The sequence below is a fragment of the Enterobacter sp. MGH120 genome, assembly GCF_001037725.1.
Taxonomy (GTDB): domain Bacteria; phylum Pseudomonadota; class Gammaproteobacteria; order Enterobacterales; family Enterobacteriaceae; genus Enterobacter; species Enterobacter hormaechei_C.
On sequence record NZ_KQ089940.1, the window covers coordinates 237,087 to 263,204 of the forward strand.

The following is a 26,118-nucleotide window of genomic DNA, read 5'->3' on the forward strand; positions in this document are numbered from 1 at the left end:
TTCAATCACATGGGTCGTGAAGCCGCTTCGGTTATCAGTCAGACCTCTGCTTTGCGCCAGCGCACTCAGCGCTGGCGTATTGCTGTGCGCCGCATCCGCCCACGCGGATGACCGCGATCAGCTTAAATCCATTCAGGCCGATATCGCCGCCAAAGAGCGTGCGGTACGTCAGCAGCAACAGCAGCGCGCCACCCTGCTCGCCCAGCTTAAAAAGCAGGAAGAGGCCATTTCCGCCGCCGCGCGTAAGCTGCGTGAAACACAAAACACCCTTGCCCAGCTCAATAAGCAAATCGATGAAATGAACGCGTCGATTGCGAAACTGGAGCGTCAGCGCGATGCCCAGGAGCGGAACCTTGCTGCACAGCTTGATGCTGCTTTCCGTCAGGGTGAGCACACAGGCCTTCAGCTGATCCTCAGCGGTGAAGAGAGCCAGCGTGGTCAGCGTTTACAGGCCTATTTCGGCTATCTAAACCAGGCGCGTCAGGAGACCATTGCGCAGCTGAAACAGACGCGCGAAGAAGTCACCACGCAAAAAGCCGAGCTGGAAGAGAAGCAGAGCCAGCAGCAAACGCTGCTCTACGATCAGCAGGCGCAGCAGGAGAAGCTTGAGCAGGCGCGCAATGAGCGTAAGAAGACGCTCGCCGGGCTGGAGTCCTCTATCCAGGCAGGACAAAGCCAGCTGAGCGAAATGCGCGCCAACGAATCCAGACTGCGTAACAGCATTGCCCGGGCAGAAGCCGCGGCCAAAGCGCGCGCCGAAAAAGAAGCGCGTGAAGCGCAGGCGGTGCGTAATAAGCAGCAGGAAGCCTCCCGGAAAGGCACCACCTACAAACCGACTGAAAATGAACGTTCCCTGATGTCGCGTACCGGCGGCCTCGGCTCCCCGCGTGGTCAGGCTTACTGGCCCGTTCGCGGTACGATCCTGCATCGCTATGGCGAACAGTTGCAGGGTGAGCTACGTTGGAAGGGGATCGTTATCGGTGCGTCTGAAGGTAGCGAAGTGAAAGCCATCGCCGATGGCCGCGTGATCCTGGCCGACTGGCTACAGGGTTATGGGCTCGTGGTGGTGGTTGAACACGGTAAAGGCGATATGAGTCTTTACGGCTACAACCAGAGCGCGCTGGTCAGCGTTGGCACCCAGGTGCGCGCGGGTCAACCCATTGCCCTTGTGGGCAGCAGTGGCGGTCAGGGCCGCCCGTCACTCTATTTCGAAATTCGTCGTCAGGGTCAGGCGGTCAATCCACAGCCGTGGTTGGGAAGATAGGTTTTGCTTCAATTTCGTCGAATTGTTGTTTCCGTAGTCAGCGCACTGGCGCTGGCTGCACCGGTTTATGCAGGCAAACTCGCGATTGTGATTGATGACTTCGGTTATCGACCACACTATGAAAATCAGGTGCTGGCGATGCCGCCAGCCATCTCTGTCGCCGTCCTGCCTAATGCGCCTCACGCGCATGAAATGGCGACCAAAGCGCACAATGGCGGCCATCAGGTCCTCATCCATCTGCCGATGGCCCCCCTCAGCAAGCAGCCGCTGGAAAAAGATACCCTGCGCCCGGACATGAGCAGCGACGAGATCGATCGCATCATCCGCGATGCGTACAATAAAGTGCCGTATGCCGTGGGTCTGAATAACCATATGGGCAGCGCGATGACCTCCAGCCTGTACGGTATGCTGAAAGTGATGCAGGCGCTGGAGCGTTACAATCTCTATTTCCTCGACAGCATGACCATCGGCAACAGCCAGGCGATGCGTGCCGCTCAGGGGACGGGTGTAAAAGTCATCAAGCGCAAAGTATTCCTGGACGACTCCCAGAACGAAGCGGATATCCGCGTGCAGTTCAACCGCGCGGTACAGCTGGCGCGCCGTAACGGTTCGGCGATTGCCATTGGGCATCCGCATCCGTCTACCGTTCGCGTTTTGCAGCAAATGTTGTCGGGCTTACCCGCCGATATTACGCTGGTGCGTCCGAGCGATCTGCTCAATGAACCTCAGGTGGATACTTCTCGTCCGGGTAGCGCGCAACCACCCGCAACGCAGCCGCGTAATCCATTCCGCGGAGTGAAGAACTGCACGCTGAAACAGCCGCCTGAACCGGTCTATGCAACCCGCTTCTTCTCGGTGATTGGCGAAAGCATCAGCAGCAGTACACTGGTTAAATACGTCCAGCAACAGTGGCAGGGTTGGGGAAAAAAAGCCTGATCGGCTAACGCCTATTCTGCCAGATAAGAGTCCGACTGCTCTTTTGCAACGGACTCTCTCTTTTCCCGATCCTGATACCAGGCTTTGAAATACTTCAAAAAACTGTACGCCGTGGCATAAAACCCTGTCACCACACCTACTTTGCCCTGACGCCACGCACCGCTAAACAGATACCATTTGAAAAATGCGCCAATAGCGCTGATCGCGCCGCGACCAAGAGAGGGACGTATCGTCTGATATTGAACCAGGCGAGTGGTATATCCGTTTAATTTATTAAAAAGTTCATGCAGCGAATGAAACGTATCATGTCTGACATAACCTGGAATACGTTCAGAACGGAGAAAACCTTCAACCTGATCGTCTACTGGCCGGTTATTAAATCGCGACTGCGTACGGTTAAAAAGACGCACCGGATAATCCGGTGATGAGACGGGATAAATCGTTCGGACATTTTCTCCCAAAACAAACCAGTGACGACATATCCGCCACGCCATATCCGGTTCGGGTTCATCGCCCATTTTTAATTTTAAAATAGCATCAACGGTTTCTTGATCGAGTATTTCGTCACTGTCCATGCACAGCACCCAGTCGTTGTGCGCATGGGATACGGCATGGTTCATCTGCTCGCCGTGCCAGCTATATTTTTTGAATATAGGCGACAATCCATAACTCTGGCAAATATATATCGTCGAGTCTGTACTTCCGGAATCCACTATAACGAATTCATCTGCTATTTTTAAAAGAGGAGGAATAACATCGTGCAACGTTCTTTCGGAGTTAAACGTTAATAAGCAGACCGTTATTTTAAACATATTTTCACTCTCTCAATAACGAGATAAAATTTTTCACTCATACTATCGAATTGAGAAGAGGCGATTAAAGTCTTAAATCGCACTTTTAAAATAAGCGCGTTTAAAATGTTTTCTTGTAAAAAGACAAAGAAATACAAAAAATCTATTTTATTTCAGTAAATTCTTTATAATGCGGTCAGATGAAGGGTAGCATACGGATTCAGACATGCCGCAAAAACGTAAAATCCTCCTCCTGGACACGGGCAAAGAATGGGGGGGAGGTACCAACAGTATGCTTGAGCTTCTGAAGCGAATCAACCGCGACAAATTCGACATTACCTGTTGTTTTTACAGGGATTATAGTCGTGCTGAAGGTCAAACGATTGGCCAGGTGCTCAATAGCATTGGGATCCCGCTACTCGTTATCCCTCAACGTAAGCAACCGGCATGGGCAAAACTACTGAAAGAAGCGGGACGTGGTCTGCTGTTTTTCTCGCGTTCAGCGCGCAAAGCATTTACGCGGCATATCGATACCCTGTGGCGCATTCGCCCCAACGTCAGCAAGATCGAGACCATTTTCAGGGAGGGTGGATTCGATACGCTGTATATGAACAACCAGCCAGGCTCTAACGAAGAAGGGTATCTGGCGGGCGCAAACCTGCATGCGCGGATAATCCAGCACTGCCGGATTGAACCGGTGCTGACCCCGCCGCTGGTGAAGCTGGTGAATACCCATGCCACAAAAATTATCGCCGTCTCGCACGGCGTTGAACGCGTGCTACTTCAGCATGGCGTCCGGCCCGAGCTGTGTACCACGGTCAACAATGCTATCGACATCCACCAGCCTTTGCCCGACCGACGCGCGATGCGCCAGCGCCTGAACATTGATGACGACACGTTTGTGTTCGGCAGCATTGGCTCGCTAATCCCTCGCAAAGCCAACCACCATACGCTGGAGGCGCTGGCACAGTTCAGCCAGAGGCACCCGCAGGCAAAATGGAAGATGGTGCTGGTCGGTGAAGGGGCGGAGCGCGGCGCACTGGCGGCACAGGCTGACGCGCTGGGTATTGCTGAGCACGTCATTTTTACCGGTTTCCAGAACACGCCTTTTGACTATCTCGCCACCTTTGACGCATTTATTCTGGCCTCGAAGAGCGAAGGCCTGCCGCGCGTCGTGCTGGAGGCGATGCTGCTGAATATTCCCGTGATTGGTTCAAAGGTGACCGGCACGGCAGAATTGATCGATCATGAGTCGACCGGCCTGCTGTTTCCCTGGAGCGACGTGTCGCAACTTGCTCAACATCTGGATAATATCTGGCAGGATCCTGCTCTGCGCGCCCGGCTCGCCGCTGCCGCACACCAGAATGTCTGCAACATATATGCCATTGAAAGCTATGTTAACGGTGTCGAGGCCGTTCTTGGCGCGCAATAACCAAACGAGAAGAACATGTTTAAATTCCTGAATGCTCGCTACCGCCACATTACCGGGCGTCATAACATTCCTTACGCTTCCCTTCCGGTCACGCGCGATCTCGTTGCGGTGGATTCCATTGTGATCCCGTGTACGGGCGCGGATTTCGTCGAAGAGGCGTTATTGTCAGCGACCTTTGCAGAGCGTTATGCCACCGACGTCAGCGAGATTGTTATCGTCAGCGATCAGCCTGAATCCGCTTTCGGCGAGCTGCCGCCAAAAACCCGCGTTGTTACCCTCACGCTTCCAAAACGTGAAGAAGGTTACCGCTATAAGCAGATCTACCTCAGTCGTCTGGTGAAGCTTAACGCTCCGTTGCAGGCGCGCGGTGAAGGTGTGCTGATGATCGACTCCGATCTCAACCTGCTTAAAATGCCAGAGATCAACATGGCGGATATGCACATCTACTCCAGCTTCCGTCAGGGCAAAATGATTGCCAAGCTGGACGGCGCGCCAGCGGAGAAAGTGCCGGCATATTACAAAGAAACGGTGCGTCCGTATCTGGTCGATCACGTTAACGGCGCGTTTCTTGCCGCCACCAAAAAGACCTGGCGCCGTATCTGCCCGCTGTGGCTGACGCTGTTCCAGGATACCTGGGAGCTGATGGACGACACGCAGCCGCCGACCGATCAGCTGCCGCTCGCTGCGCTGCTGGACATGCTGGATGTAAAAACGGTTAACCTCGGTGACTGGATGAACTGGCCGGTCTCCAAGAAGATCGGCGGTCAGGAAGCCGTTGTGCCGAAAGAGGTGATTGGCGCGCACGGTGGTTTCCCGCTTTCCGAATGGCAGAAGTATCTGGAATCTCCGGATAACAAACTGCTGTTCAAAGGCCAGGATTACACCCGCAAGGTGCGTTACCTGACGGACGAAGAGAAAAAGAATCAGTAAAAAAAAGGGGCCGCTAGCCCCTTTTTAATTACTTATCCCAGCTCAGGATCACTTTCCCTGACTGGCCGGACCGCATTGCGTCAAAGCCCTGCTGGAACTCATCGATGGAGAAACGGTGAGTGATAATCGGGGACAGATCCAGACCGGACTGGATCAGCGCGGCCATCTTGTACCAGGTTTCGAACATCTCACGGCCATAGATGCCCTTAATGAACAGCCCCTTGAAGATGACTTTGTTCCAGTCAATGGACATATCTGACGGCGGAATACCCAGCATCGCGATACGGCCACCGTGGTTCATGGTGTCGAGCATGGTGCGGAACGCCGGTGGCGCGCCGGACATCTCCAGACCCACGTCAAAGCCTTCGGTCATGCCCAGCTCTTCCATCACATCGGTCAGGCTCTCTTTCGAGACATCCACCGCGCGGGTGACGCCCATTTTGCGCGCCAGCGACAGGCGGTATTCGTTCACGTCGGTGATCACCACGTTGCGCGCACCCACATGCTTCGCCACGGCTGCCGCCATAATGCCGATGGGGCCCGCGCCGGAAACCAGCACGTCTTCACCCACCAGGTCGAAGGAGAGCGCCGTGTGTACCGCGTTGCCGAACGGGTCGAAAATGGAGGCCAGATCGTCAGAGATATTGTCCGGGATTTTGAACGCGTTAAACGCCGGGATCACCAGGTATTCCGCGAAGCAGCCCGGACGGTTCACGCCCACGCCGACGGTGTTGCGGCACAGGTGGGTACGCCCACCGCGACAGTTACGGCAGTGACCGCAGGTAATGTGGCCTTCACCGGAGACGCGATCGCCAATGTTGAAGCCTTTTACTTCCTGGCCGATACCCACCACTTCGCCTACATATTCGTGACCGACAACCATCGGTACCGGAATGGTTTTCTGCGACCACTGGTCCCAGTTGTAGATGTGAACGTCAGTACCGCAGATGGCGGTTTTACGAATTTTGATCAGCAGATCGTTATGACCGACTTCCGGCTCCGGCACGTCGGTCATCCAAATCCCTTCTTCCGCTTTCAGTTTGGATAACGCTTTCATCATACGTCCTCAGGCAATGACGCCCAGCTGTTTGCCGATGCGGGTAAAGGCTTCCACCGCACGTTCAATTTGTTCAGGCGAGTGCGCCGCAGACATCTGGGTGCGGATACGCGCCTGACCTTTTGGTACCACCGGGAAGAAGAACCCGGTCACGTAAATCCCTTCTTTCTGAAGCTCACGAGCAAATTTCTGCGCGACAACCGCGTCGCCCAGCATCACCGGAATGATCGCGTGATCGGCACCGGCCAGGGTGAATCCTGCGGCACTCATTTTTTCACGGAAAAGGCGGGCGTTAGCCCACAGGCGGTCGCGCAGCTCAGCCCCGGATTCCACCATCTCCAGCACTTTAATGGAGGCAGCCACAATCGCCGGCGCCAGGGAGTTGGAGAACAGATACGGGCGGGAGCGCTGGCGCAGCCACTCGACCACCTCTTTACGCGCGGCGGTGTAGCCGCCAGACGCGCCGCCGAGCGCTTTGCCCAGCGTACCGGTGATGATATCCACGCGGCCCATTACGTCGCAGTATTCGTGGGAGCCACGACCGTTTTCGCCGACAAAACCGACCGCGTGAGAGTCATCCACCATCACCAGCGCGTCGTATTTATCCGCCAGATCGCACACGCCCTTCAGGTTGGCGATCACACCGTCCATGGAGAACACGCCGTCGGTGGCGATCAGGACGTGGCGAGCCCCTGCTTCACGGGCCTCTTTCAGGCGCGCTTCCAGCTCCACCATGTCGTTGTTGGCGTAGCGGAAACGCTTCGCTTTGCACAGGCGTACGCCGTCGATGATGGAGGCGTGGTTCAGGGCGTCGGAGATAATCGCGTCTTCTGCGCCGAGCAGGGTCTCAAACAGACCGCCGTTGGCGTCGAAGCAGGAGGAGTACAGAATCGCGTCTTCCATTCCGAGGAAGTTCGCCAGCTTTTGCTCAAGCTGCTTGTGGCTGTCCTGCGTACCGCAGATAAAGCGAACGGAGGCCATACCGAAACCGTGGGTGTCCATGCCGTTTTTCGCCGCGGCAATTAGCTCAGGGTGATTCGCAAGACCTAAGTAGTTGTTCGCGCAAAAGTTGATCACATGGCTGCCGTCGGCAACGGTGATGTCCGCCTGCTGGGCAGACGTGATAATACGCTCTTCTTTGAACAACCCTTCCGCACGTGCGGTGTCGAGGTCGCTGTTTAACTGTTTGTAAAAATCACCACGCATTGCAATTCTCCAGACTCGGCAAATTTTGGCACATATTACCCAAACCAATAGTTCATGACGAGATGACGCAGTATCTCTTCTCGTTTTTGCAGCATAAATCACGCGTACCCCTGCTGCATATCGGTGAATGGCTGAAGCCTGAGCATTGTGATGATATGATAAAGAGATTAGCGTTCGGGATATTCCCCGACTCATACTTCAAAGGTTACAGTTATGATCATCGTTACTGGCGGCGCGGGCTTTATCGGCAGCAATATTGTTAAGGCCCTCAATGACAAAGGCATCACCGACATTCTGGTGGTGGACAACCTGAAAGACGGCACCAAGTTCGTGAACCTGGTGGATCTGAACATCGCTGACTACATGGATAAAGAAGACTTCCTTATCCAGATTATGGCGGGTGAAGAGTTCGGCGAGATCGAAGCCATCTTCCACGAAGGTGCGTGCTCCTCCACCACCGAGTGGGACGGCAAGTACATGATGGATAACAACTATCAGTACTCCAAAGAGCTCCTGCACTACTGCCTGGAGCGTGAAATTCCGTTCCTGTACGCCTCTTCCGCGGCAACTTACGGTGGGCGCACTTCAGATTTCATCGAATCCCGCGAATATGAGCAGCCGCTGAACGTTTACGGTTACTCCAAGTTCCTGTTTGATGAGTACGTACGTCAGATCCTGCCAGAAGCGAACTCGCAGATTGTCGGCTTCCGCTACTTCAACGTCTACGGGCCGCGCGAAGGCCACAAAGGCAGCATGGCGAGCGTGGCGTTCCACCTGAACACCCAATTAAATAACGGCGAAAGCCCGAAACTGTTCGAAGGCAGCGACGGCTTCAAGCGTGACTTCGTCTACGTGGGCGATGTGGCGGCAGTAAACCTGTGGTTCCTGGAAAATGGCGTGTCCGGCATTTTCAACCTGGGCACTGGCCGCGCGGAATCCTTCCAGGCGGTGGCAGACGCGACGCTGGCGTACCATAAGAAAGGCAGCATCGAGTACATTCCGTTCCCGGATAAGCTGAAAGGCCGCTACCAGGCATTCACCCAGGCGGACCTGACTAACCTGCGCGCCGCAGGCTACGACAAGCCGTTCAAGACCGTTGCCGAAGGCGTAACGGAATATATGGCCTGGCTGAACCGCGACGCATAAGCATGAAAATTCTGGTGATCGGCCCGTCATGGGTGGGCGACATGATGATGTCGCAAAGTCTCTATCGCACGCTCAAGGCGCGTTATCCCCAGGCGATAATCGACGTGATGGCACCCGCATGGTGCCGTCCGCTGTTATCGCGTATGCCGGAAGTGAACGAGGCGATCCCGATGCCGCTCGGACACGGGGCGCTGGAAATCGGTGAACGCCGCAAACTCGGCCACAGCCTGCGCGAGAAACGCTATGACCGCGCGTACGTGCTGCCTAACTCCTTCAAATCCGCCCTTGTGCCCTTCTTTGCGGGCATCCCGCACCGTACCGGCTGGCGCGGTGAAATGCGCTACGGCCTGCTGAACGACGCCCGGGTGCTGGATAAAGAGGCCTGGCCGCTGATGGTGGAGCGCTACGTGGCGCTGGCCTACGACAAAGGCGTGATGCGCAGCGCGAAAGATCTGCCGCAGCCGCTGCTGTGGCCGCAGCTCCAGGTAAGCGATGGGGAGAAATCCCACACCTGCAACGCATTTGGCATTTCGTCCGAACGCCCGATGATTGGGTTTTGCCCTGGCGCAGAATTCGGTCCGGCAAAACGCTGGCCGCACTATCACTATGCAGAGCTGGCGAAACAGCTTATCGACGAAGGCTATCAGATTGTGCTGTTTGGCTCGGCGAAAGATCATGAGGCGGGCAATGAAATTCTCGCCACGCTGAGCACCGAGCAACAGGCATGGTGCCGCAACCTGGCCGGGGAAACGCAACTCGAGCAGGCGGTTATCCTGATTGCCGCCTGTAAGGCCGTGGTCAGTAACGACTCTGGCCTGATGCACGTCGCCGCCGCGCTGGACCGCCCGCTGGTCGCGCTGTATGGCCCAAGCAGCCCGGACTTCACGCCGCCGCTGTCGCATAAGGCGCGCGTGATCCGTTTGATCACCGGCTACCACAAGGTGCGCAAAGGCGATGCCGCAGAAGGTTACCATCAGAGCCTGATCGACATTACCCCGCAGCGTGTTCTCGAAGAACTCAACGCACTGCTGTTGAGCGAAGAAGGATAACGGATGCGGGTATTGATCGTTAAAACCTCCTCAATGGGTGATGTTCTGCATACGCTGCCGTCGCTGACGGACGCCATGCGGGCCATTCCCGGCATCCGTTTTGACTGGGTGGTGGAAGAAGGCTTCGCGCAGATCCCCACCTGGCATGAAGCGGTTGATCGCGTGATCCCGGTGGCCATTCGCCGCTGGCGCAAAGCGTGGTTCTCCGCACCGATTAAAGCCGAACGCAAAGCCTTCCGCGAAGCGGTGCAGGCCCGGCGTTACGACGCGATCGTCGACGCCCAGGGGCTAGTGAAAAGCGCCGCGCTGGTCACGCGTCTGGCGCACGGCGTAAAGCACGGCATGGACTGGCAAACCGCCCGCGAACCGCTGGCGAGCCTGTTCTATAACCGTCGCCACCATATTGCGAAGCAGCAGCACGCCGTGGAACGTACCCGTGAGCTGTTCGCTAAGAGTCTCGGCTATGCAAAACCCGACCTCCAGGGTGACTACGCCATCGCACAGCATTTTCTGCGCGAAACGGACAAGGATAGCGCGCCCTATCTGGTCTTCCTGCATGCCACAACGCGCGACGATAAGCACTGGCCGGAAACGCACTGGAGAAGGCTGATTGAACTAATGCAACCTTGCGGTATCCATATTAAACTCCCGTGGGGCGCTGAACATGAGCGGCAGCGAGCGGAACGTCTGGCAGCAGGTTTTTCCCACGTCGAGGTGTTACCCAAACTCACGCTGGCGCAGGTTGCCGCACAGCTGGCGGGCGCTAACGCCGTCGTTTCTGTGGATACAGGGTTAAGCCATTTAACCGCCGCACTGGATCGTCCTAATATCACGATTTTCGGCCCGACCGATCCGGGGTTGATCGGGGGTTACGGTAAAAACCAGCATCAGATGGTCAGCCCTACGCAACAAACGAAGGATATTAGCGCAGATGCTATTTTTTCATTTTTACAGGGCAGCCATCGGCTTTCCAACAGGGATATTTAACCCATGAGTTATGTATTTCTGCTGATTTTACTCTTTCCGGTGAAACTCATCCGGAAGCTGTTTCGAAAGGACACGGGCAAAAACCTTGTCATTCAGACAGCCAAAATCGGTGACTTTATTAATGCGACGCCTCTTCTGGCATATCTGCAAAAAAGCGATGTGTTGATCAGTCGCAGCGTTGGCGCGCTGGCGAAGCATGATGAGACTATTGAGCAGATCTATTTTATTGAGCAGCATAAGCGCAACCTGTGGCGTAAACTGTGCTTCGCGTGCAGGATCATGAACCGCTACGACAACGTCTACCTGCTACAGCCCAACAGCGTGAACCTCTTTTTTGCCGCCGTCTGCAATGCCAAAAACAAACAATTTTTAAGCATTTACACGCGCAGGTGGTATCACGGGATTTTCTATCTCGCGGCCGACGGTACCGTTGAGCATGGCAAAAAAACGCTTTCGGTGACGAACTACCTGAAACTGGCCGACCGCTCGCTCACGTGGCAAGACTCTCCCAAGCACGCCACAAAGCCACTCTTCAAGCCGACGACCTGGCCGGCCATACTTGATAAACCTGGTGTTATCCGCATCGGCATCAGTATTGCGGCGGGCAATAAAGCCAAAACCGTCCCTCCGGTTATCTGGAAGCGGATTGTTGATCAACTTGCTGATTTACCCTGCGAGTTTTATGTCTTCGGCGCGCCAAACGAACAGTCGTGGATGGACGATATCACCCGTCTTTACGGTGACATCCCCAATTTTATCAATCTTATTGGCAAAATTTCGCTGGAAGAGCTTCCCTGGGCCATTTCTAAGATGGACTGCTATATCGCGTCTGACTCGGGGAATGTCTACATCGCAGACGCCGTCGGCGTGCCGGTGGTCCTGCTGTTTGGACCGTGTTGTCACTATGAACAGCGTCCGCTTGGCAATGTGATGCTGATCGGGAATGACGATAACATTTGTTCTTATGTGTTTGAAACGCGCTATTACTTCCCGCAAGAACGGGAAGCGCTATTCTCTGTCACTGACTCCGCGTTACACGATCTTCAGCAGTTTATCCGTACATTACCAAAAGCCCGCTCACTGGCTAGCGCTACCGACGCTCAAGGAAATTAATTTTTATGGCTTTTTTAAGCGTCATTATTGCTGCGCATAACGCTGAAGCTACGCTGCACGCCACGCTTTCAAGCCTGCTGGCAGCAACCGATCAGGATACTGAAGTCATTATTTTCAATGACAGTTCTGAGGATGCCACGCAGGCAATAATTGAAGAGTGGTCGCCGAAATTTCCTCAGATCATAACGCGCACCGTGAACTTTCGTAACGTTGGCCGGGTAAGAAACAGCGCTGTCGCACTGGCATCGGGTGAGTATATTACGATGCTCGACAGTGACGATTGCTTAAAGCCGGGCAGCCTCAGGGACGCAATGGCCTACCTGAAAGCGCAACGTCCGGATATGTTACTGACACGTTTGCTTGAGATTCGCGATCCCCGGAGAATGACTTCAGACTGGCAGGGATTTAATCCTGTGCCATTGTCACAACATGAAGCAATTGCTCGTTTCTTACGTCATAAAGACTTTCAGGCACATCTCATTGGCCAGTTTATTCATCGTAGTCTTTACGAGAAAAATCCCATACCTCCGATGTTATGTTATGAGGATTTCGCTGTCTTCCCGGGAATGTTGATGCAATCGAGCAAAATAGCCTATCAACGCCAGGGGCATTATTATTACATCAAGCGTCGCGACAGTTTGTCGAGCAGTCTGGACGCCAGCAAAATTTCAACGCTTGTCGAATGCACGTTACAGATGGAAAGAACATTTCCGTCACGCTACAAACATCTCGTCAATTGCCACTGGTTTGATATTTACAGCAACCATCGGTCCTGTCTGACAGACCAACAATTGCAGCTCGTGAAACAACGCGTAAAGACCATGTATACATTGTCTTTTTTCCTGTCCACCGATGTTCGTTTTAGCTACAAAAAAAGGGTTATTGAGGCGTTATGGAAAAAATAAAACCACGGCTATATCAACTGACGATCGCTTTAAGCCTCATCTCCTTGATACTGGCTTTAGTCAGTTCTGGGAAGCAAAGAGAATTTTTCTATATCGCTATTTACGCCAGTATTATTGGCCTGGCTTTCGAATATAAAAAAATCACTCTGCGACCTTTTACTATAGCACTGCCCATTCTGCTGATTGGGTTACTTAACCTCGGCTGGTACTTACTCTATGAGTATCATAACGAGGGCCTCAACCTTTACAGCGACTACCTCGGTGCCAGCAAAAAGTTAATTTTAGCGAGTGTCCTGATTTTCTATATCGACCGCTTTAAGTTTTATATCGATAAGGATACCTTCAGGAAATTCTTCTTCTTCGCAACGGCCCTGGGGTTTGTGCTCGCCACAGGGTATGGCTTGTGGCAGGCCTCGCAAGGTATGACTCGCGTCGAGATGGCAATTAACCGTGCCACCGTTTCAGCCTATGTTTATTCTGTCCTGTCACTGGCTTTCGTATACAGTCTTTACCTTCAACAGAACGTGAAGCTGTATGTTGTTGCGGGCTTCACTATATTAATCTCTTACTTCGTCATACTGTTGACGGGGACCCGCGCTGCGATGGGTTTATATCTGCTTCTGGCGATTGTGCTCACGCTTTATCATTTCAGAAAGATTCATCTCAAATCCACTCTCATCTTTTTATGTATTGTGGCCGGGATTGTTATCGTGAGCTACAAGCCATTGATTTCCCCAAAAATAAGGCAAACTCAAATAGAAGTTGAGAAATATCAGCAAGGCTATGACCGCACGTCACTTGGCGCACGTTTTTCGATGTGGACTGTCGGGATCGAGAATGGTCTTGCACATCCGTTGGGACAATCACTTGAAGACCGTGAAACGTGGACACGGCAGTATATAAAAGACGGCCATCCACATCTTGCTACCGCGCTCGTGTACATCAAAGTCCACCTGCATAATGAATTTATTGAGAAATACTCTTTGCAGGGGATCCCCGGCGTAGCGGTAATGCTCTTTTTCTTCGTTTCGATGATTGTGTATGCCCTACGAAACAGAAACGCGCTGCTGCTGACGTCGATGCTTCTTTTGCTCTTATATGGACTGACAGATGTCATACTGCTCAGTTCAGAAGCCTTAATCTTCTTTATGATTTTGTTTGCGCTAAGTACACCTTTCTCACAAACAAAACAGCAATAACAAATATGCCCGCCTGGCGGGCATAACTATTTTTTGTACTGGTAAAACTCCGCCAGCGTCATCCCCACGGTCTTATCTGATAACCAGGTAAAGAGCTGCTCCAGATCCTGATACAGCCCCTCAATCGCGACCTCGTCTTTAAAAGTAGGGCTCCCGCCAGGCATAAATTCCGACGAATGCAGCATGAATTCCACGTAGTCATTCCCCTGAGCCAGGCACTGCTGCGCAACCTTAATCATCTCCGCCGCATTTCCTCCGGACGGACGTAACCAGTTAACTGACGGAGAACGGTATTTACCGCGCAGACGATCATAACCCTGCTTCAGGGAATTCAGCCATGCCGGGTGTTTATACTGGATGCTCATCGGCACTTCGAGGAGAGGGCTGTTTCCCGGCCGGGAAATGTCGTCTACGTCCAAAAAGTAGGCACGATCGGGAAAATGCTGGTAATTCGTTCCGCCATTACCCTGCGGGGCACCTTTCGCGTTGCGCCAGTTCACGCGCGGCGTAACGGAACAATCTACCTGATACCCCAGCTCAATCAGCAACTGGGCGTAACGGCTGTCGAATGCCCAGCGCCCGGCGCGATGGCTGAGCATTTTTGTCTGGAAAGTCTCTTCCAGTAAGCGGGTCATGAAGAGCACTTTCTCACGCATGACCTCGTCTGAAAACTCAATCAGATAAGGCTGCCAGTGCCAGTCATCACCGGTCAGATCGTGCTCCGGAGGGCTATTCCAGGCATGGAGATGCATTCCCACCTCACCCTGGCCGCGGGCTATGACCTCTTTCGCGAACTCAATGAATACCGGTTCGACTGCCATCTCGTAGTTGGTCAGCCAGACGGGCTTAAAGCCGAAGCGTTCACAAAGCGCCTGAAACCGCGCAAGGTAGCGCGCGTTTTCCGTTTTGATCACCCGGTGGTTCTGCCAGAGATTATCCCCTTCGGTATCGATCGTGATGATAAACGCTGGTTTTTTCATAATGAGCCCGCAAGACAAAATAGTTAGCGCTATGTTACGCACGCCCGAAAGCAGGAGTAAACCCTTCCAGGGAAATTCCTGACATTATGGAGAAAGAGTGCAAGTCGTTACCAGGTCTATTAGAATTGCCAATAGTACAACGCCGATAAGATGATGATGAATAACTTACCTGACACGCCTGATTTGCGCATTTTACTGATCAAACTTCGCCATCATGGTGACATGTTACTCACCACCCCCGTCATCAATTCATTACGCCAGAAATGGCCTGAAGCCCAAATCGACGTGCTTCTCTATGAAGAGACGCGAGACATGCTCGCCGCGCATCCGGCAATCAGGACGATCTATGGTATCGATCGTAAATGGAAGCAGCTGGGGACGCTGAAGCACCTGCAAAAAGAGTGGCAGTTGCTTCGTGCTTTACGTGCTCAGCATTATCATCTGGTGATCAATCTTGCCGATCAGTGGCGCAGCGCGATTGTTACCCGCTTCACCGGTGCACCGGTTCGGCTCGGGTTCGCTTTTAACAAGCGCAATAATGCCTTCTGGCGTTTTTGTCACAGTGAACTGGTCTCGGTCGCCAGCCATCAGTCGCTGCACACCGTTGAACAAAATCTCTCCATACTGTCAGCGCTGCCGGTAATGGCCAACCCTACCGTGACCATGGCTTACAGCGCGGATGACTGGCGCCATGCTCACCAAAAGCTGTCGCAAAAGGGCGTGGGAGACCGCTACATCGTTATTCAACCCACTTCACGCTGGTTCTTTAAGTGCTGGGACGAAGGCAAAATGGCGCAAACTATCGCCGCGTTGCAGCAGGACGGCCACACTATCGTCCTTACGGCGGGACCGGACAAGAAAGAGCTGGCGATGATTGACCGCATTCTTGCCGCCTCCCCGCAGACGGGTGTTGTATCGCTGGCAGGGCAGTTAACCCTGCGCCAGCTGGCCTCGCTAATCGATCACGCGATCCTGTTCATTGGCGTTGACTCCGTACCCATGCACATGGCCGCCGCTCTTCAGACGCCCTGCGTGGCGCTGTTTGGCCCGTCAAAATTGACGTTCTGGTCGCCATGGCAGGTTAACGGAGAGGTCATCTGGGCAGGTAACTACGGCCCGCTTCCCAACCCTGACGCCATTGATACAAAAACGACGGAACGTTATCTCGACGCCATCCCCGTTGATGCTGTCGTCTCCGCCGCAAGGAGATACCTGCAATGAAGCTTCATCGTCTGGCCATTGTGCGCCAAAAATATCGTCCGGATGGGGGAGCAGAACGTTTTGTCTCCAGGGCACTTACCGCGCTGAGCAATCAAAATCTTGAGCTCAACGTCATCACCCGCGAGTGGCAGGGCGAAAAGCAGGACGACTGGCATATTCATATTTGCGATCCCCGAAAGTGGGGCCGCATCAGCCGTGAGCGCGGCTTTGCACACGCCGCGCGCGCGCTGTGGCAGCAACAGCAGTTTGATATTGTCCAGAGCCACGAACGTATTCCGGGCTGCGATATTTACCGCGCCGGGGATGGTGTACATCGACGCTGGCTGCTACAGCGTACGCGTATTCTCCCCGCCTGGCGCGCGAAGCTGCTTATGCACGATCGCTATCACCGCTACGTGATGCACGCAGAACGTGAAATGTACCAGGCTCCCGAGTTGAAAGCCGTTATCTGTAATGCGGAGATGATCAAGCGCGAAATCGTCGAAGACTTTGATATTGACGCAAAAAAGATACATGTGATTTATAATTCAATAGATTCCAGCCGCTTCGTTCCGGCAGAAGAGAGGCAACGCGCTGTACTGCGTCAGCAATTTGGCTTACCCGCTGATGCCGTCATTTTCTGCTTCGTGGGTTCAGGGTTTGAACGTAAGGGGCTGGCAAGCGCTATTCGGGCTATAGCAGGAAACTCGGCGTGGCTGGTTGTGGTCGGTCAGGATAAAGCGGAAAGCCGTTATCGCGACCTCGCCCGTTCATTAGGCTGTGAGGGGCAAATCCGTTTCCTGGGGATGCAAAAAGAGACGCTGCCGTTTTATCAGCTTTCTGATGGTTTACTGCTGCCGACGCTGTATGATCCTTTCCCTAACGTCATACTTGAAGCAATGGCCTGTGGATTGCCCGTCATTACGTCAGAGAGTTGCGGTGGTTCAGAATTTATTGAGCAAGGCCAGAACGGGTTTTACTGTGATGCACTTGATATCCACACATTGAAGGAGGCCGTCATGTCCATCCCTTCACTGGAAAAAAATAACAATATGGGGCTTGCGGCGCGTGAACGCGTCAGAGAAGCAACCCCTGAAAAACTATCAAGTCAGCTTATTTCGCTTTATCAAAAATTACTGGATTAATAATGCGCATCCTAATGATTATTGATGGTTTACCCGGTGGAGGAGCCGAAAAAACGGTTCTCACCCTCTCCAGCGGACTGACAGAACTGGGGCATCAGGTCACCCTTTTCTCCTTACGGAAGGTGTGCGACTACGCCATTCCGGAAGGCATCGATTTTCAGGTTGTGCAGGATACCTGTAAAAAACCCTGGCGGAAGCTGACCGAGATCCCGCGTCGCGCCCGTTTGCTGGATCGCGCCATCGAGCAGGCAGAACGCAGCGGTAAATTTGACGTCGTGTTCTCACATCTGCATAAAACCGACCGTATCGTGGCGCACAGCCGCGTGCTGGATCGGGATAAGGTCTGGTTCTGCGTACACGGGATGTTCTCCTTCTCCTATTTGCGCCATCGCAGCGGGCTTTCTCGCTGGTTTAAGCATTATAAAATTCGTCATACCTATGAAAACCGCAACGTGGTGGCGGTTTCTGGCGCCGTGCTGCACGATCTGTCTGAAGTACTCGCGATCCCCCTGCGGCGCAAAGCGGTTATCCATAACCCCTTTGATATCCCTGAAATTCAGCGTCTGGCGGAAGCGCCCTTTGAGATGCAGGGGCAGGATTACATTATCCATGTTGGCCGTTTTCATGAACACAAACGTCACGACAGGCTGCTGCGGGCGTTCGCGCTGAGCAAGATCGACGCATCGCTGGTGTTGATGGGCAAAGGTTCTGACGCGAAAATAAATCAGCTCAAACAGCTTGCCGCTAAGCTGGGAATTGAAAACAAGATCGTCTTCCGCCCGTTCGAAACCAACCCCTACCCGTGGATCAAAGGGGCACGCCTTTTAGTGTTAAGTTCCGACTGCGAAGGTTTTGGTAATGTACTGGTAGAGTCCATTATCTGTCAGACCCCACCGGTGAGTACAAACTGCCCTGGCGGCCCTGCTGAGATCCTTACTGGCCCCCTGGCGCGTGGTCTGACAGCGTTAACCGACGAATCACTGGCGAAAACACTGGCAGAACTGTATGCCTCTCCGCCGGTTGTTGATCGCGAAACGATCGCATCGTTCGGTATCAACGCCATTTGCCAGCAATACATTGCTTTGGTCGACAACCAAAAATAATCAGGTTTCATATGCAAAATTCAGCGCCTTTATTAAGCGTGGTGGTGGCCGTTTATAACGGTGAAGCTTTTCTCGATCAGTTCTTTACCTGCCTTGTAAATCAACACATCGACAGTATGGAAGTCATCATCGTGAATGACGGTTCCACTGACCGCTCGATGCAGATTGTCGAAAAATGGCGCGAAAAGCTGCCACAGATGCAGGTTATTGAACAACCTAATCAGGGCGTGTCCATCGCGCGTAATACTGGCCTGGCCGTTGCGACCGGGCAGTATCTCTCTTTCCCGGATATTGATGATGTCTTCAAACCCGGCATGTACCAGCGTCTGCTGGATATGGCCGTCACGCAGAACCTGGATGTCGCCACCTGCAATGGCAACTACGTCTGGGAAAATAACAAAAAACCGTCTCGCCCTATCTTCCCTGAAGATAAGCTCGCCTCAACGGGCGTCATGAATGGCGCGGCATGGTTAAAAAAGGCGCTGGATTCACGTAAGTTCCTGCATGTGACCTGGCTGAATATCTATCGTCACGATTTTATTCGTCAGCACGGCTTCCGTTTCGAGCCAAGCCTGCGCCATCAGGATATCCCGTGGACGACTGAGGTGCTGCTTGCCGCGGAACGCGTTCAGTACACCAGCGAACGCTTTTACGACTACTACATTCACTCCGCCTCGGTATCGCACACCCCGGATAATGACGACACGCTGATTCGCTCTGCGCGCCATTATATGAAGATCCTGAAGATGCTTGATGCCATTAACCAGCGCTACCCGGATAAAGTGAAAAATATCCCGGCCTGTTACTGGCAAATCGCTAAAGAGGGTCTGGGAATTATTCATACCTTCGACAACATGAAGGATGAGGCGAAGAAATCAATGATAATCAAAGAGTTCTTCGACACCGGGATCTGGAAGCTCATCTGGAAAAGTGCCAAAAGCCCGCGTTTGCGCTGGCGCCTGGGCCGGCGCTACTTCCGTTTAAAACGGTATCTGGCATAAGAGATAGCTTTAGCACGCTTAAATGCTTAGAATTTCCCGGCCGAAACTAAAAAAACGGATAATCGCTTGGAATTGTTGTATACCGCCCTGCTCTACATCATTCAGCCACTGGTGTGGCTGCGACTGTTGCTTCGTAGCCGTAAAGCGCCTGCGTACCGTAAACGCTGGGCCGAACGTTATGGCTACTGCCGCAATAAAGTGGCGCCGGACGGTATTCTGCTGCATTCCGTGTCAGTCGGGGAAACGCTGGCCGCCATTCCACTGGTGCGTGCCCTGCGCCACCGTTATCCGTCACTGCCCATCACCGTCACCACGATGACGCCAACCGGCTCAGAGCGCGTGATGTCTGCCTTCGGTAAAGACGTGCATCACGTCTACCTGCCGTACGATCTCCCCTGCGCCATGAACCGTTTCCTGAATACCGTGCGCCCTAAACTGGTGATCGTCATGGAAACCGAACTGTGGCCGAATATGATTTCCGCCCTGCATGCCCGTAAAATTCCTTTGGTTATCGCCAACGCGCGTCTGTCGGAACGCTCGGCGAAAGGGTACGGCAAGCTGGGTAAATTTATGCGTCGCCTGCTCAGCAAAATCACGCTGATCGCCGCGCAGAACGAAGAAGATGCCGCGCGCTTTATCGCCCTCGGCCTGAAGCGCAACCAGCTTGCGGTCACGGGTAGCCTGAAGTTCGATATTTCCGTCACCCCTGAACTCGCCGCCCGTGCGGTAACACTGCGTCGTCAGTGGGCGCCGCGTCGCCAGGTCTGGATTGCCACCAGCACCCATGATGGCGAAGAAGCCATTATTCTTCAGGCTCACCGCCAGCTGCTGGAAAAATTCCCTGATTTACTTCTGATTCTGGTTCCTCGCCATCCTGAGCGTTTTAAAGATGCCCGCGAGATGGTGCAAAAAGGCGGTTTCAGCTTCACCCTGCGCAGCAGCGGCGAAATCCCCTCTGGCAGCACGCAGGTGGTGATTGGCGATACGATGGGCGAACTGATGCTGCTGTACGGGATCGCCGATCTTGCATTCGTTGGCGGAAGCCTGGTGGAGCGCGGTGGTCATAACCCGCTGGAGCCAGCAGCCCACGCCATCCCCGTACTGATGGGGCCACACACGTTTAACTTCAAAGATATCTGCGCGAAATTGCAGCAAGCCGATGGCTTAATCACCGTGACCGACGCGGATTCGGTGGTCAAAGAGGTCTCTACCCTTCTGACTGACGAAGATTACCGCCTGTGGTACGGTCGTCACGCCGTTGAAGTCCTGCATCAGAACCAGGGCGCACTGACCCGTCTGCTGCAACTTCTGCAACCTTACCTGCCGCAGCGGAGCCACTAATGTCAACGCGTCTGTCGGTCGTGATGATCGCCAAAAACGCCGCCGACCTGCTTCCGGATTGCCTGGCCTCTGTTGCCTGGGCTGACGAAATCGTCATTCTCGACTCCGGAAGTACGGACAACACGGCGGACGTTGCCCGTGCAGCCGGGGCAAAAGTCTTTACCGACACCGACTGGCAGGGCTACGGTATTCAGCGCCAGCGTGCGCAGGGTTACGCCACGGGCGATTACGTGTTGATGATCGATACCGATGAGCGCGTCACCCCGGAACTCCGACAGGCCATTCAAACGGTGCTTGCCGCGCCACAGCCCGGCGCGGTCTACAGTATCGCGCGTCGTAACTATTTCCTGGGCCGCTTTATGCGCCACAGCGGCTGGTACCCCGACCGCGTGATGCGCCTCTATGCGCGCGAGCGTTATCAGTACAACGACAACCTGGTCCATGAATCTCTGGCCTGCGATGGCGCTCAGGTCATCCCCCTGACGGGCGATCTGCTTCATCTGACCTGCCGCGATTTCGCCAGCTTCCAGCGTAAACAGCTGAACTATGCCACCGCCTGGGCGCAGGAGCGGCATACGCGCGGCAAGAAGGCCACGCTGACCGGCATCTTCACCCACACGCTGGGCGCGTTTCTGAAAACGCTGCTGCTGCGTGGCGGCGTGCTGGACGGCAAACAGGGCTGGTTACTGGCCGTAGTGAATGCCCAGTATACTTTCAACAAATACACCGAGCTGTGGGCGCTGAACCGCGGCTACTCAGAGAAAACGTGAGCCATGAGCACAAAAGCGATTTATCCGGGTACCTTCGATCCGATCACTAACGGTCATCTTGATATCATCACCCGTGCGGCGTGTATGTTCGACAAGGTGATTCTGGCCATTGCCGCCAGCCCGAGCAAAAAGCCGATGTTCGACCTGAACGAACGCGTGCAGCTTGCCACCGATGCGATTTCGCATCTGTCGAATGTTGAGGTCGTCGGATTCAGCGACTTGATGGCAAACTTTGCCCGTGACCGGCAGGCCAATATCCTGATCCGCGGTCTTCGCGCGGTAGCAGACTTCGAATATGAGATGCAGCTGGCACACATGAACCGCCATCTGATGCCGGAGCTGGAGAGCGTATTCCTGATGCCCTCCAAAGAGTGGTCCTTCATCTCTTCCTCACTGGTGAAAGAGGTGGCGCGCCATCACGGGGACGTTACCCACTTCCTGCCGGTTAACGTCCACCAGGCGTTGATGGAAAAGCTAAAGTAACCCTACTTCTGGCACTGACGGCAGTAAAACGTGGCGCGCTGAGCGTGCTTCGTGGCAATAATCGGCGTCCCGCAGGCTCTGCACGGCTCACCCTTACGGCCATAAACCTGCAACTCCTGCGCAAAATAGCCCGGCTTCCCGTCGCTTTGCAGGAAATCCTTCAGCGTCGTCCCGCCCTGCTCAATTGAGCGCAGCAGTACCGCTTTAATTACTCTGACCAGCAGCTCGCACTCCTGCGCCGACAGCGAGGAGGCCAGCCGATCGGGATGGATCCCGGCGGCAAACAACGATTCGCTGGCATAGATATTTCCCACGCCCACCACCAGCTTGTTATCCATCAGCCAGGGTTTAATCGGGGTTTTCTTTTTCGCGCACTTCTCTTTGAGATAATCCGCGTTAAACGCCTCTGACAGCGGCTCAGGTCCGAGATGCGCCAGCACGTTGTGTCCTTCCAGCTCTTTGGTCCACAGCCATGCGCCAAAGCGACGCGGGTCGGTGTAACGCAGTACTTTGCCGTTACTCATCACCAGATCAACGTGGTCGTGCTTTTCCGCAGGCAACTCTTCGGTGAGGATGCGCAGGCTTCCCGACATGCCCAGATGGATAATGATCCAGCCGTCAGGCAGCTCCAGCAGCAGGTATTTCGCGCGGCGCTGCACGCTCAGGACGGGTTTGTCGCTTAACGCGTGGATCTCATCGGACACCGGCCAGCGCAGACGCCCGTTGCGAACGACAGCATGAAGAATAGTCGCGCCAACCAGATGGGGCTCAATGCCGCGGCGGCTGGTCTCTACCTCAGGTAATTCAGGCATGGTTCCTCCGTTGAGATGCAGAATGCAAAAAACCCCGCAGTTGCGGGGTTTTTCAATACAAGGAGACTAAAATTATTTGATTTTAGCTTCTTTGTACAGTACGTGCTGGCGTACAACTGGATCGAATTTTTTCAGTTCCAGTTTTTCCGGCTTAGTACGTTTGTTCTTCGTGGTGGTGTAGAAGTGACCTGTACCAGCAGAAGAAACCAGCTTGATTTTCTCGCGAATACCTTTAGCCATGATTTATTTCCTCTTTAAGTACTTAGTACTTTTCGCCACGGGCACGCAGTTCGGACAGAACTGTATCGATGCCTTTCTTATCGATTACACGCATACCTTTAGCAGATACGCGCAGGGTGACAAAACGCTTCTCGCTCTCAACCCAGAAACGGTGAGAGTGCAGGTTCGGCAGGAAACGGCGTTTAGTCGCGTTCAGTGCGTGGGAACGGTTGTTACCGGTCACCGGACGCTTGCCAGTAACTTGGCAGACTCGGGACATGTCTATTCTCCAAAAATCAAATTAGCTCGAGCTTCGTATGGGGTATCGGCGCCTCGTCAGGCTTTACAGCCCGGTCATCGCATAGTTCTATTGAACTCTCGATTGCCAGGCCCAAATGCCAAACCCGAGATTCTCAAAGGTGGCGTAGTATACGCTGACTCGGCGGTGTGCTCAAGTCCCGAACAGACAAAGATCCCGATGGATCGCGAGAAAAGGCCTAAATCCAGCCACGTTCGGCAAAAGAAATGTACTCTCCGCGGCCAATTATCAGATGGTCCAGCACACGAATGTCCATGAATTGACAGCATTTGATAATACGTTCGGTAATTGCTTTGTCAGCTCTGCTTGGTTCTGCACAGCCAGAGGGGTGATTATGCGCGAGGATCACGCCGGCTGCATTCACTTTTATCGCTTCCCGCACAATTTCACGCGGATGCACCTCAACGTGGCTCAATGTTCCCGAAAAAAGGCGGGTATGTTTCAGTACCCGGTTTTTGTTGTCGAGAAAGATCACCATAAAGATCTCCCGCTCCAGATCGGAGAGCTGGCTTTGCAGAAATTCGCGGGTCATGTCGGGGGTGAGGATCGGGTCTTCTTCCTCCATACGCACGTTGTAAAATCGCCGGGCCAGCTCGGCAATGCCCCGTAACTGGGCATATTTCGCCACGCCAATGCCCTCAACGTGCGTAAACGCCTCCAGCTCAGCGGTCAGCAATCCATACAGTGAACCGAAATGGTCTATCAGTTCTTTTGCCAGCGTAAATACCGTTTTCCCCGGCGTGCCTGTGCGTAAAAAGAGCGCCAGCAGCTCGTCGTCCTTTAACAACGTGACGCCATGACGCAGCATTTTTTCACGCGGTAGCAGCAGTTCAGTCTCTTCCATGCCCGGCCTCCTTCTGTTTGCCATTATGCTGCCACAGGCAAATTCGGGGTTCGACGCTGGCATTTCGTTCTTGCGTAACGCCTCGCAAAGTGAATTAAGGACATCATCACCCCGTTTTAGGGATTGTGATAAAATGCCCGCTCTCTGGTGAAACCCAACAGGAAAGAATCATGATGAGCCTGGCCGGTAAAAAAATCGTTCTTGGCGTCAGCGGCGGTATTGCTGCCTATAAAACGCCAGACCTGGTGCGCCGTTTGCGCGAGCGCGGGGCCGACGTACGGGTCGCGATCACCGAAGGCGGCAAAGCCTTTATCACCCCGCTGAGCCTGCAAGCCCTCTCGGGATACCCGGTATCCGACAGCCTGCTCGACCCGGCAGCCGAAGCCGCAATGGGCCACATTGAGCTGGGGAAATGGGCCGATCTGGTTATCCTTGCCCCCGCCACGGCAGATTTAATTGCCCGCGTGGCAGCCGGTATGGCGAACGATCTGGTAACGACCATTTGCCTCGCCACGCCTGCGCCCGTCGCGGTTGTGCCCGCAATGAACCAGCAGATGTACCGCAACGCCGCTACCCAGCATAATCTGGACACGCTGGCCTCGCGCGGCCTGCTGATTTGGGGACCGGACAGTGGCAGCCAGGCCTGCGGCGACGTTGGGCCAGGGCGTATGCTCGACCCATTGACGATTGTTGATATGGCCGCCGCCCATTTCTCGCCTGTCAACGATCTGCAACATCTCAACATCATGATTACCGCGGGCCCCACGCGCGAGCCGCTGGATCCGGTGCGTTACATCACCAACCACAGCTCAGGCAAAATGGGCTTTGCGATTGCTGCCGCGGCAGCCAAACGCGGCGCGAACGTCACGCTGGTGAGCGGCCCGGTGTCGCTTACCACCCCTGCGTTTGTGCAGCGTATTGATGTAACGACCGCGCTGGAAATGGAAGCCGCCGTACAGGCACATGCTCAACAGCAGCATATTTTTATCGGCTGTGCGGCCGTCGCTGATTACCGCGCCGAAACCATTGCCGACGCCAAAATTAAAAAGCAAGGTGATGAATTAACAATAAAAATGGTGAAGAACCCGGATATCGTTGCCGGTGTCGCCGCATTGAAAACTCATCGACCTTACGTTGTTGGGTTTGCCGCAGAAACGAATAATGTGGAAGAATATGCCCGGCAAAAACGTACCCGCAAAAACCTCGATTTGATTTGCGCGAACGACGTATCGCTGTCCACGCAAGGATTTAACAGCGACAGCAACGCATTGCACCTTTTCTGGCAGGAGGGAGATAAAGTCTTACCGCTTGAGCGCAAAGAACTCCTGGGCCAACACTTACTGGACGAGATCGTTACCCGTTATGATGAAAAAAATCGACGTTAAGATTCTGGACCCGCGCGTTGGCGAGCAATTTCCGCTGCCAACGTATGCCACCTCCGGCTCTGCCGGTCTTGACCTGCGCGCCTGTCTTGATGACGCCGTAGAACTGGCGCCGGGTGCAACGACCCTGATCCCGACCGGGCTGGCGATTCACATTGCTGACCCGTCACTGGCAGCGGTGATCCTGCCGCGCTCTGGCCTGGGCCACAAGCATGGCGTCGTGCTGGGTAATCTGGTCGGCCTGATCGATTCTGACTATCAGGGTCAGCTGATGGTATCCGTCTGGAACCGTGGCCAGGACAGCTTCACCATTGAGCCGGGCGAGCGTATCGCGCAGATGGTGTTTGTACCGGTGGTGCAGGCAGAATTTAACCTGGTGGCAGACTTCGACGCTACCGACCGTGGCGAAGGCGGCTTCGGCCATTCCGGGCGCAAATAACCGCCCGACAAACACGCATCTCACAGCGCCATAATGCAATAACAAACCGCAAACGTCAGTTTGCG

General features: G+C 54.1%; 27 protein-coding genes. 19 read left to right on the plus strand and 8 right to left on the minus strand.

The features are described from left to right. The first annotated feature begins 4 nt into the window (after positions 1-4). Both envC and SK54_RS01140 read left to right on the plus strand, forming a co-directional pair. Positions 5-1,264 (plus strand): murein hydrolase activator EnvC, encoded by a 1,260-nt coding sequence (envC, locus tag SK54_RS01135; RefSeq protein ID WP_026094345.1) that lies wholly within the window; start codon positions 5-7, stop codon positions 1,262-1,264. Between the two features lie 3 nt (positions 1,265-1,267). After that, positions 1,268-2,200 carry a divergent polysaccharide deacetylase family protein gene (locus SK54_RS01140; RefSeq protein ID WP_033486964.1) on the plus strand — a complete coding sequence of 311 codons (933 nt, stop codon included), beginning with the start codon at positions 1,268-1,270 and terminating at the stop codon, positions 2,198-2,200. Between the two features lie 11 nt (positions 2,201-2,211). Here the strand turns inward: SK54_RS01140 and SK54_RS01145 are convergent, their stop codons facing one another. Then, positions 2,212-3,012 carry a glycosyltransferase family 2 protein gene (locus SK54_RS01145; RefSeq protein WP_047637970.1) on the minus strand — a complete coding sequence of 267 codons (801 nt, stop codon included), beginning with the start codon at positions 3,010-3,012 and terminating at the stop codon, positions 2,212-2,214. Positions 3,013-3,217: 205 nt separating this feature from the next. Between SK54_RS01145 and SK54_RS01150 the strand changes: the two genes are divergently transcribed. Both SK54_RS01150 and SK54_RS01155 read left to right on the plus strand, forming a co-directional pair. Further along, positions 3,218-4,423 (plus strand): glycosyltransferase, encoded by a 1,206-nt coding sequence (locus SK54_RS01150; RefSeq protein WP_047729082.1) that lies wholly within the window; start codon positions 3,218-3,220, stop codon positions 4,421-4,423. A gap of 15 nt (positions 4,424-4,438) precedes the next feature. Continuing rightward, positions 4,439-5,353, plus strand: coding sequence for a hypothetical protein (locus tag SK54_RS01155; protein ID WP_015570028.1), 915 nt, complete (start codon positions 4,439-4,441; stop codon positions 5,351-5,353). A 28-nt stretch (positions 5,354-5,381) separates the two neighbouring features. Here SK54_RS01155 and tdh read toward each other — a convergent pair whose 3' ends face one another. Further along, positions 5,382-6,410, minus strand: a complete 1,029-nt coding sequence (gene tdh, locus SK54_RS01160) for an L-threonine 3-dehydrogenase (RefSeq protein ID WP_017383610.1) — start codon at positions 6,408-6,410, stop codon at positions 5,382-5,384. Between the two features lie 9 nt (positions 6,411-6,419). Beyond that, a complete protein-coding gene (gene kbl / locus SK54_RS01165; protein WP_015570030.1) occupies positions 6,420-7,616 on the minus strand; it encodes a glycine C-acetyltransferase in 1,197 nt (398 codons plus the stop codon). Between the two features lie 213 nt (positions 7,617-7,829). Between kbl and rfaD the strand changes: the two genes are divergently transcribed. Genes rfaD through SK54_RS01195 form a run of 6 tightly spaced genes read left to right on the plus strand, consistent with a single transcriptional unit; the run spans position 7,830 to position 14,015 of the window. Then, positions 7,830-8,762 carry an ADP-glyceromanno-heptose 6-epimerase gene (gene rfaD, locus SK54_RS01170; RefSeq protein WP_003860858.1) on the plus strand — a complete coding sequence of 311 codons (933 nt, stop codon included), beginning with the start codon at positions 7,830-7,832 and terminating at the stop codon, positions 8,760-8,762. Positions 8,763-8,764: 2 nt separating this feature from the next. After that, positions 8,765-9,811: an ADP-heptose--LPS heptosyltransferase RfaF gene (rfaF, locus tag SK54_RS01175; RefSeq protein ID WP_015570031.1), complete on the plus strand. Its 1,047-nt coding sequence runs from the start codon at positions 8,765-8,767 to the stop codon at positions 9,809-9,811. A 3-nt stretch (positions 9,812-9,814) separates the two neighbouring features. Continuing rightward, the gene (gene rfaC / locus SK54_RS01180) at positions 9,815-10,798 is read left to right on the plus strand and encodes a lipopolysaccharide heptosyltransferase RfaC (RefSeq protein WP_039269342.1); all 984 of its coding nucleotides are present in this window, start codon (positions 9,815-9,817) and stop codon (positions 10,796-10,798) included. A gap of 3 nt (positions 10,799-10,801) precedes the next feature. Next, complete coding sequence (locus tag SK54_RS01185) at positions 10,802-11,911, plus strand: glycosyltransferase family 9 protein (RefSeq protein ID WP_017693958.1); 1,110 nt, start codon at positions 10,802-10,804, stop codon at positions 11,909-11,911. Positions 11,912-11,916: 5 nt separating this feature from the next. Beyond that, on the plus strand, positions 11,917-12,816 hold the full coding sequence (locus SK54_RS01190) for a glycosyltransferase family 2 protein (RefSeq protein WP_045338664.1): 900 nt from the start codon (positions 11,917-11,919) through the stop codon (positions 12,814-12,816). After that, positions 12,804-14,015: an O-antigen ligase family protein gene (locus SK54_RS01195; RefSeq protein ID WP_048246589.1), complete on the plus strand. Its 1,212-nt coding sequence runs from the start codon at positions 12,804-12,806 to the stop codon at positions 14,013-14,015. The genes SK54_RS01190 and SK54_RS01195 overlap by 13 nt, the downstream gene beginning before the upstream one ends. Before the next feature lie 26 nt (positions 14,016-14,041). On the opposite strand, the gene SK54_RS01200 is transcribed toward SK54_RS01195, so the two are convergent. Continuing rightward, entirely contained in the window at positions 14,042-14,995 is a 954-nt protein-coding gene (locus tag SK54_RS01200) for a polysaccharide deacetylase family protein (protein WP_048246592.1), read from the minus strand. A gap of 150 nt (positions 14,996-15,145) precedes the next feature. On the opposite strand from SK54_RS01200, the gene rfaQ reads away from it, so the two are divergent. From rfaQ to coaD, 7 genes are all read left to right on the plus strand, one after another. After that, on the plus strand, positions 15,146-16,216 hold the full coding sequence (gene rfaQ, locus SK54_RS01205; protein WP_048246595.1) for a putative lipopolysaccharide heptosyltransferase III: 1,071 nt from the start codon (positions 15,146-15,148) through the stop codon (positions 16,214-16,216). Next, positions 16,213-17,340, plus strand: coding sequence for a glycosyltransferase family 4 protein (locus SK54_RS01210; protein WP_048246597.1), 1,128 nt, complete (start codon positions 16,213-16,215; stop codon positions 17,338-17,340). The genes rfaQ and SK54_RS01210 overlap by 4 nt, the downstream gene beginning before the upstream one ends. Before the next feature lie 2 nt (positions 17,341-17,342). Beyond that, positions 17,343-18,443, plus strand: a complete 1,101-nt coding sequence (locus SK54_RS01215; protein WP_017693963.1) for a glycosyltransferase — start codon at positions 17,343-17,345, stop codon at positions 18,441-18,443. An 11-nt stretch (positions 18,444-18,454) separates the two neighbouring features. Beyond that, complete coding sequence (locus tag SK54_RS01220; protein WP_017693964.1) at positions 18,455-19,444, plus strand: glycosyltransferase; 990 nt, start codon at positions 18,455-18,457, stop codon at positions 19,442-19,444. A gap of 66 nt (positions 19,445-19,510) precedes the next feature. Further along, entirely contained in the window at positions 19,511-20,785 is a 1,275-nt protein-coding gene (waaA, locus tag SK54_RS01225; RefSeq protein ID WP_003860874.1) for a lipid IV(A) 3-deoxy-D-manno-octulosonic acid transferase, read from the plus strand. After that, the gene (locus SK54_RS01230) at positions 20,785-21,555 is read left to right on the plus strand and encodes a glycosyltransferase family 2 protein (protein ID WP_017693965.1); all 771 of its coding nucleotides are present in this window, start codon (positions 20,785-20,787) and stop codon (positions 21,553-21,555) included. The genes waaA and SK54_RS01230 overlap by 1 nt, the downstream gene beginning before the upstream one ends. Before the next feature lie 3 nt (positions 21,556-21,558). Next, positions 21,559-22,038: a pantetheine-phosphate adenylyltransferase gene (coaD, locus tag SK54_RS01235; RefSeq protein WP_015570040.1), complete on the plus strand. Its 480-nt coding sequence runs from the start codon at positions 21,559-21,561 to the stop codon at positions 22,036-22,038. 2 nt (positions 22,039-22,040) lie between these two features. Here the strand turns inward: coaD and mutM are convergent, their stop codons facing one another. From mutM to radC, 4 genes are all read right to left on the minus strand, one after another. Beyond that, positions 22,041-22,850 (minus strand): bifunctional DNA-formamidopyrimidine glycosylase/DNA-(apurinic or apyrimidinic site) lyase, encoded by an 810-nt coding sequence (gene mutM / locus SK54_RS01240; RefSeq protein ID WP_003860879.1) that lies wholly within the window; start codon positions 22,848-22,850, stop codon positions 22,041-22,043. A gap of 72 nt (positions 22,851-22,922) precedes the next feature. Beyond that, positions 22,923-23,090 carry a 50S ribosomal protein L33 gene (rpmG, locus tag SK54_RS01245; protein ID WP_003024094.1) on the minus strand — a complete coding sequence of 56 codons (168 nt, stop codon included), beginning with the start codon at positions 23,088-23,090 and terminating at the stop codon, positions 22,923-22,925. A 22-nt stretch (positions 23,091-23,112) separates the two neighbouring features. After that, positions 23,113-23,349, minus strand: a complete 237-nt coding sequence (rpmB, locus tag SK54_RS01250) for a 50S ribosomal protein L28 (protein ID WP_002436699.1) — start codon at positions 23,347-23,349, stop codon at positions 23,113-23,115. A 217-nt stretch (positions 23,350-23,566) separates the two neighbouring features. Further along, complete coding sequence (gene radC, locus SK54_RS01255) at positions 23,567-24,232, minus strand: RadC family protein (RefSeq protein WP_006812419.1); 666 nt, start codon at positions 24,230-24,232, stop codon at positions 23,567-23,569. A gap of 173 nt (positions 24,233-24,405) precedes the next feature. On the opposite strand from radC, the gene coaBC reads away from it, so the two are divergent. Beyond that, positions 24,406-25,617: a bifunctional phosphopantothenoylcysteine decarboxylase/phosphopantothenate--cysteine ligase CoaBC gene (gene coaBC, locus SK54_RS01260; RefSeq protein WP_181007816.1), complete on the plus strand. Its 1,212-nt coding sequence runs from the start codon at positions 24,406-24,408 to the stop codon at positions 25,615-25,617. Then, positions 25,595-26,053 carry a dUTP diphosphatase gene (gene dut, locus SK54_RS01265; RefSeq protein WP_015570042.1) on the plus strand — a complete coding sequence of 153 codons (459 nt, stop codon included), beginning with the start codon at positions 25,595-25,597 and terminating at the stop codon, positions 26,051-26,053. The genes coaBC and dut overlap by 23 nt, the downstream gene beginning before the upstream one ends. The last annotated feature ends 65 nt before the right edge of the window (positions 26,054-26,118 follow it).

What these genes read in the sequence shown, in the direction of transcription:
- SK54_RS01145 (WP_047637970.1), bottom strand. Translation starts at nt 3,012, where the DNA reads ATGTTTAAAATAACGGTCTGCTTATTAACGTTTAACTCCGAAAGAACG.
- SK54_RS01150 (WP_047729082.1), top strand. Translation starts at nt 3,218, where the DNA reads ATGCCGCAAAAACGTAAAATCCTCCTCCTGGACACGGGCAAAGAATGG.
- SK54_RS01155 (WP_015570028.1), top strand. Translation starts at nt 4,439, where the DNA reads ATGTTTAAATTCCTGAATGCTCGCTACCGCCACATTACCGGGCGTCAT.
- tdh (WP_017383610.1), bottom strand. Translation starts at nt 6,410, where the DNA reads ATGAAAGCGTTATCCAAACTGAAAGCGGAAGAAGGGATTTGGATGACC.
- kbl (WP_015570030.1), bottom strand. Translation starts at nt 7,616, where the DNA reads ATGCGTGGTGATTTTTACAAACAGTTAAACAGCGACCTCGACACCGCA.
- rfaD (WP_003860858.1), top strand. Translation starts at nt 7,830, where the DNA reads ATGATCATCGTTACTGGCGGCGCGGGCTTTATCGGCAGCAATATTGTT.
- rfaF (WP_015570031.1), top strand. Translation starts at nt 8,765, where the DNA reads ATGAAAATTCTGGTGATCGGCCCGTCATGGGTGGGCGACATGATGATG.
- rfaC (WP_039269342.1), top strand. Translation starts at nt 9,815, where the DNA reads ATGCGGGTATTGATCGTTAAAACCTCCTCAATGGGTGATGTTCTGCAT.
- SK54_RS01185 (WP_017693958.1), top strand. Translation starts at nt 10,802, where the DNA reads ATGAGTTATGTATTTCTGCTGATTTTACTCTTTCCGGTGAAACTCATC.
- SK54_RS01190 (WP_045338664.1), top strand. Translation starts at nt 11,917, where the DNA reads ATGGCTTTTTTAAGCGTCATTATTGCTGCGCATAACGCTGAAGCTACG.
- SK54_RS01195 (WP_048246589.1), top strand. Translation starts at nt 12,804, where the DNA reads ATGGAAAAAATAAAACCACGGCTATATCAACTGACGATCGCTTTAAGC.
- SK54_RS01200 (WP_048246592.1), bottom strand. Translation starts at nt 14,995, where the DNA reads ATGAAAAAACCAGCGTTTATCATCACGATCGATACCGAAGGGGATAAT.
- rfaQ (WP_048246595.1), top strand. Translation starts at nt 15,146, where the DNA reads ATGATGATGAATAACTTACCTGACACGCCTGATTTGCGCATTTTACTG.
- SK54_RS01210 (WP_048246597.1), top strand. Translation starts at nt 16,213, where the DNA reads ATGAAGCTTCATCGTCTGGCCATTGTGCGCCAAAAATATCGTCCGGAT.
- SK54_RS01215 (WP_017693963.1), top strand. Translation starts at nt 17,343, where the DNA reads ATGCGCATCCTAATGATTATTGATGGTTTACCCGGTGGAGGAGCCGAA.
- SK54_RS01220 (WP_017693964.1), top strand. Translation starts at nt 18,455, where the DNA reads ATGCAAAATTCAGCGCCTTTATTAAGCGTGGTGGTGGCCGTTTATAAC.
- SK54_RS01230 (WP_017693965.1), top strand. Translation starts at nt 20,785, where the DNA reads ATGTCAACGCGTCTGTCGGTCGTGATGATCGCCAAAAACGCCGCCGAC.
- coaD (WP_015570040.1), top strand. Translation starts at nt 21,559, where the DNA reads ATGAGCACAAAAGCGATTTATCCGGGTACCTTCGATCCGATCACTAAC.
- mutM (WP_003860879.1), bottom strand. Translation starts at nt 22,850, where the DNA reads ATGCCTGAATTACCTGAGGTAGAGACCAGCCGCCGCGGCATTGAGCCC.
- rpmG (WP_003024094.1), bottom strand. Translation starts at nt 23,090, where the DNA reads ATGGCTAAAGGTATTCGCGAGAAAATCAAGCTGGTTTCTTCTGCTGGT.
- rpmB (WP_002436699.1), bottom strand. Translation starts at nt 23,349, where the DNA reads ATGTCCCGAGTCTGCCAAGTTACTGGCAAGCGTCCGGTGACCGGTAAC.
- radC (WP_006812419.1), bottom strand. Translation starts at nt 24,232, where the DNA reads ATGGAAGAGACTGAACTGCTGCTACCGCGTGAAAAAATGCTGCGTCAT.
- coaBC (WP_181007816.1), top strand. Translation starts at nt 24,406, where the DNA reads ATGAGCCTGGCCGGTAAAAAAATCGTTCTTGGCGTCAGCGGCGGTATT.
- dut (WP_015570042.1), top strand. Translation starts at nt 25,595, where the DNA reads ATGATGAAAAAAATCGACGTTAAGATTCTGGACCCGCGCGTTGGCGAG.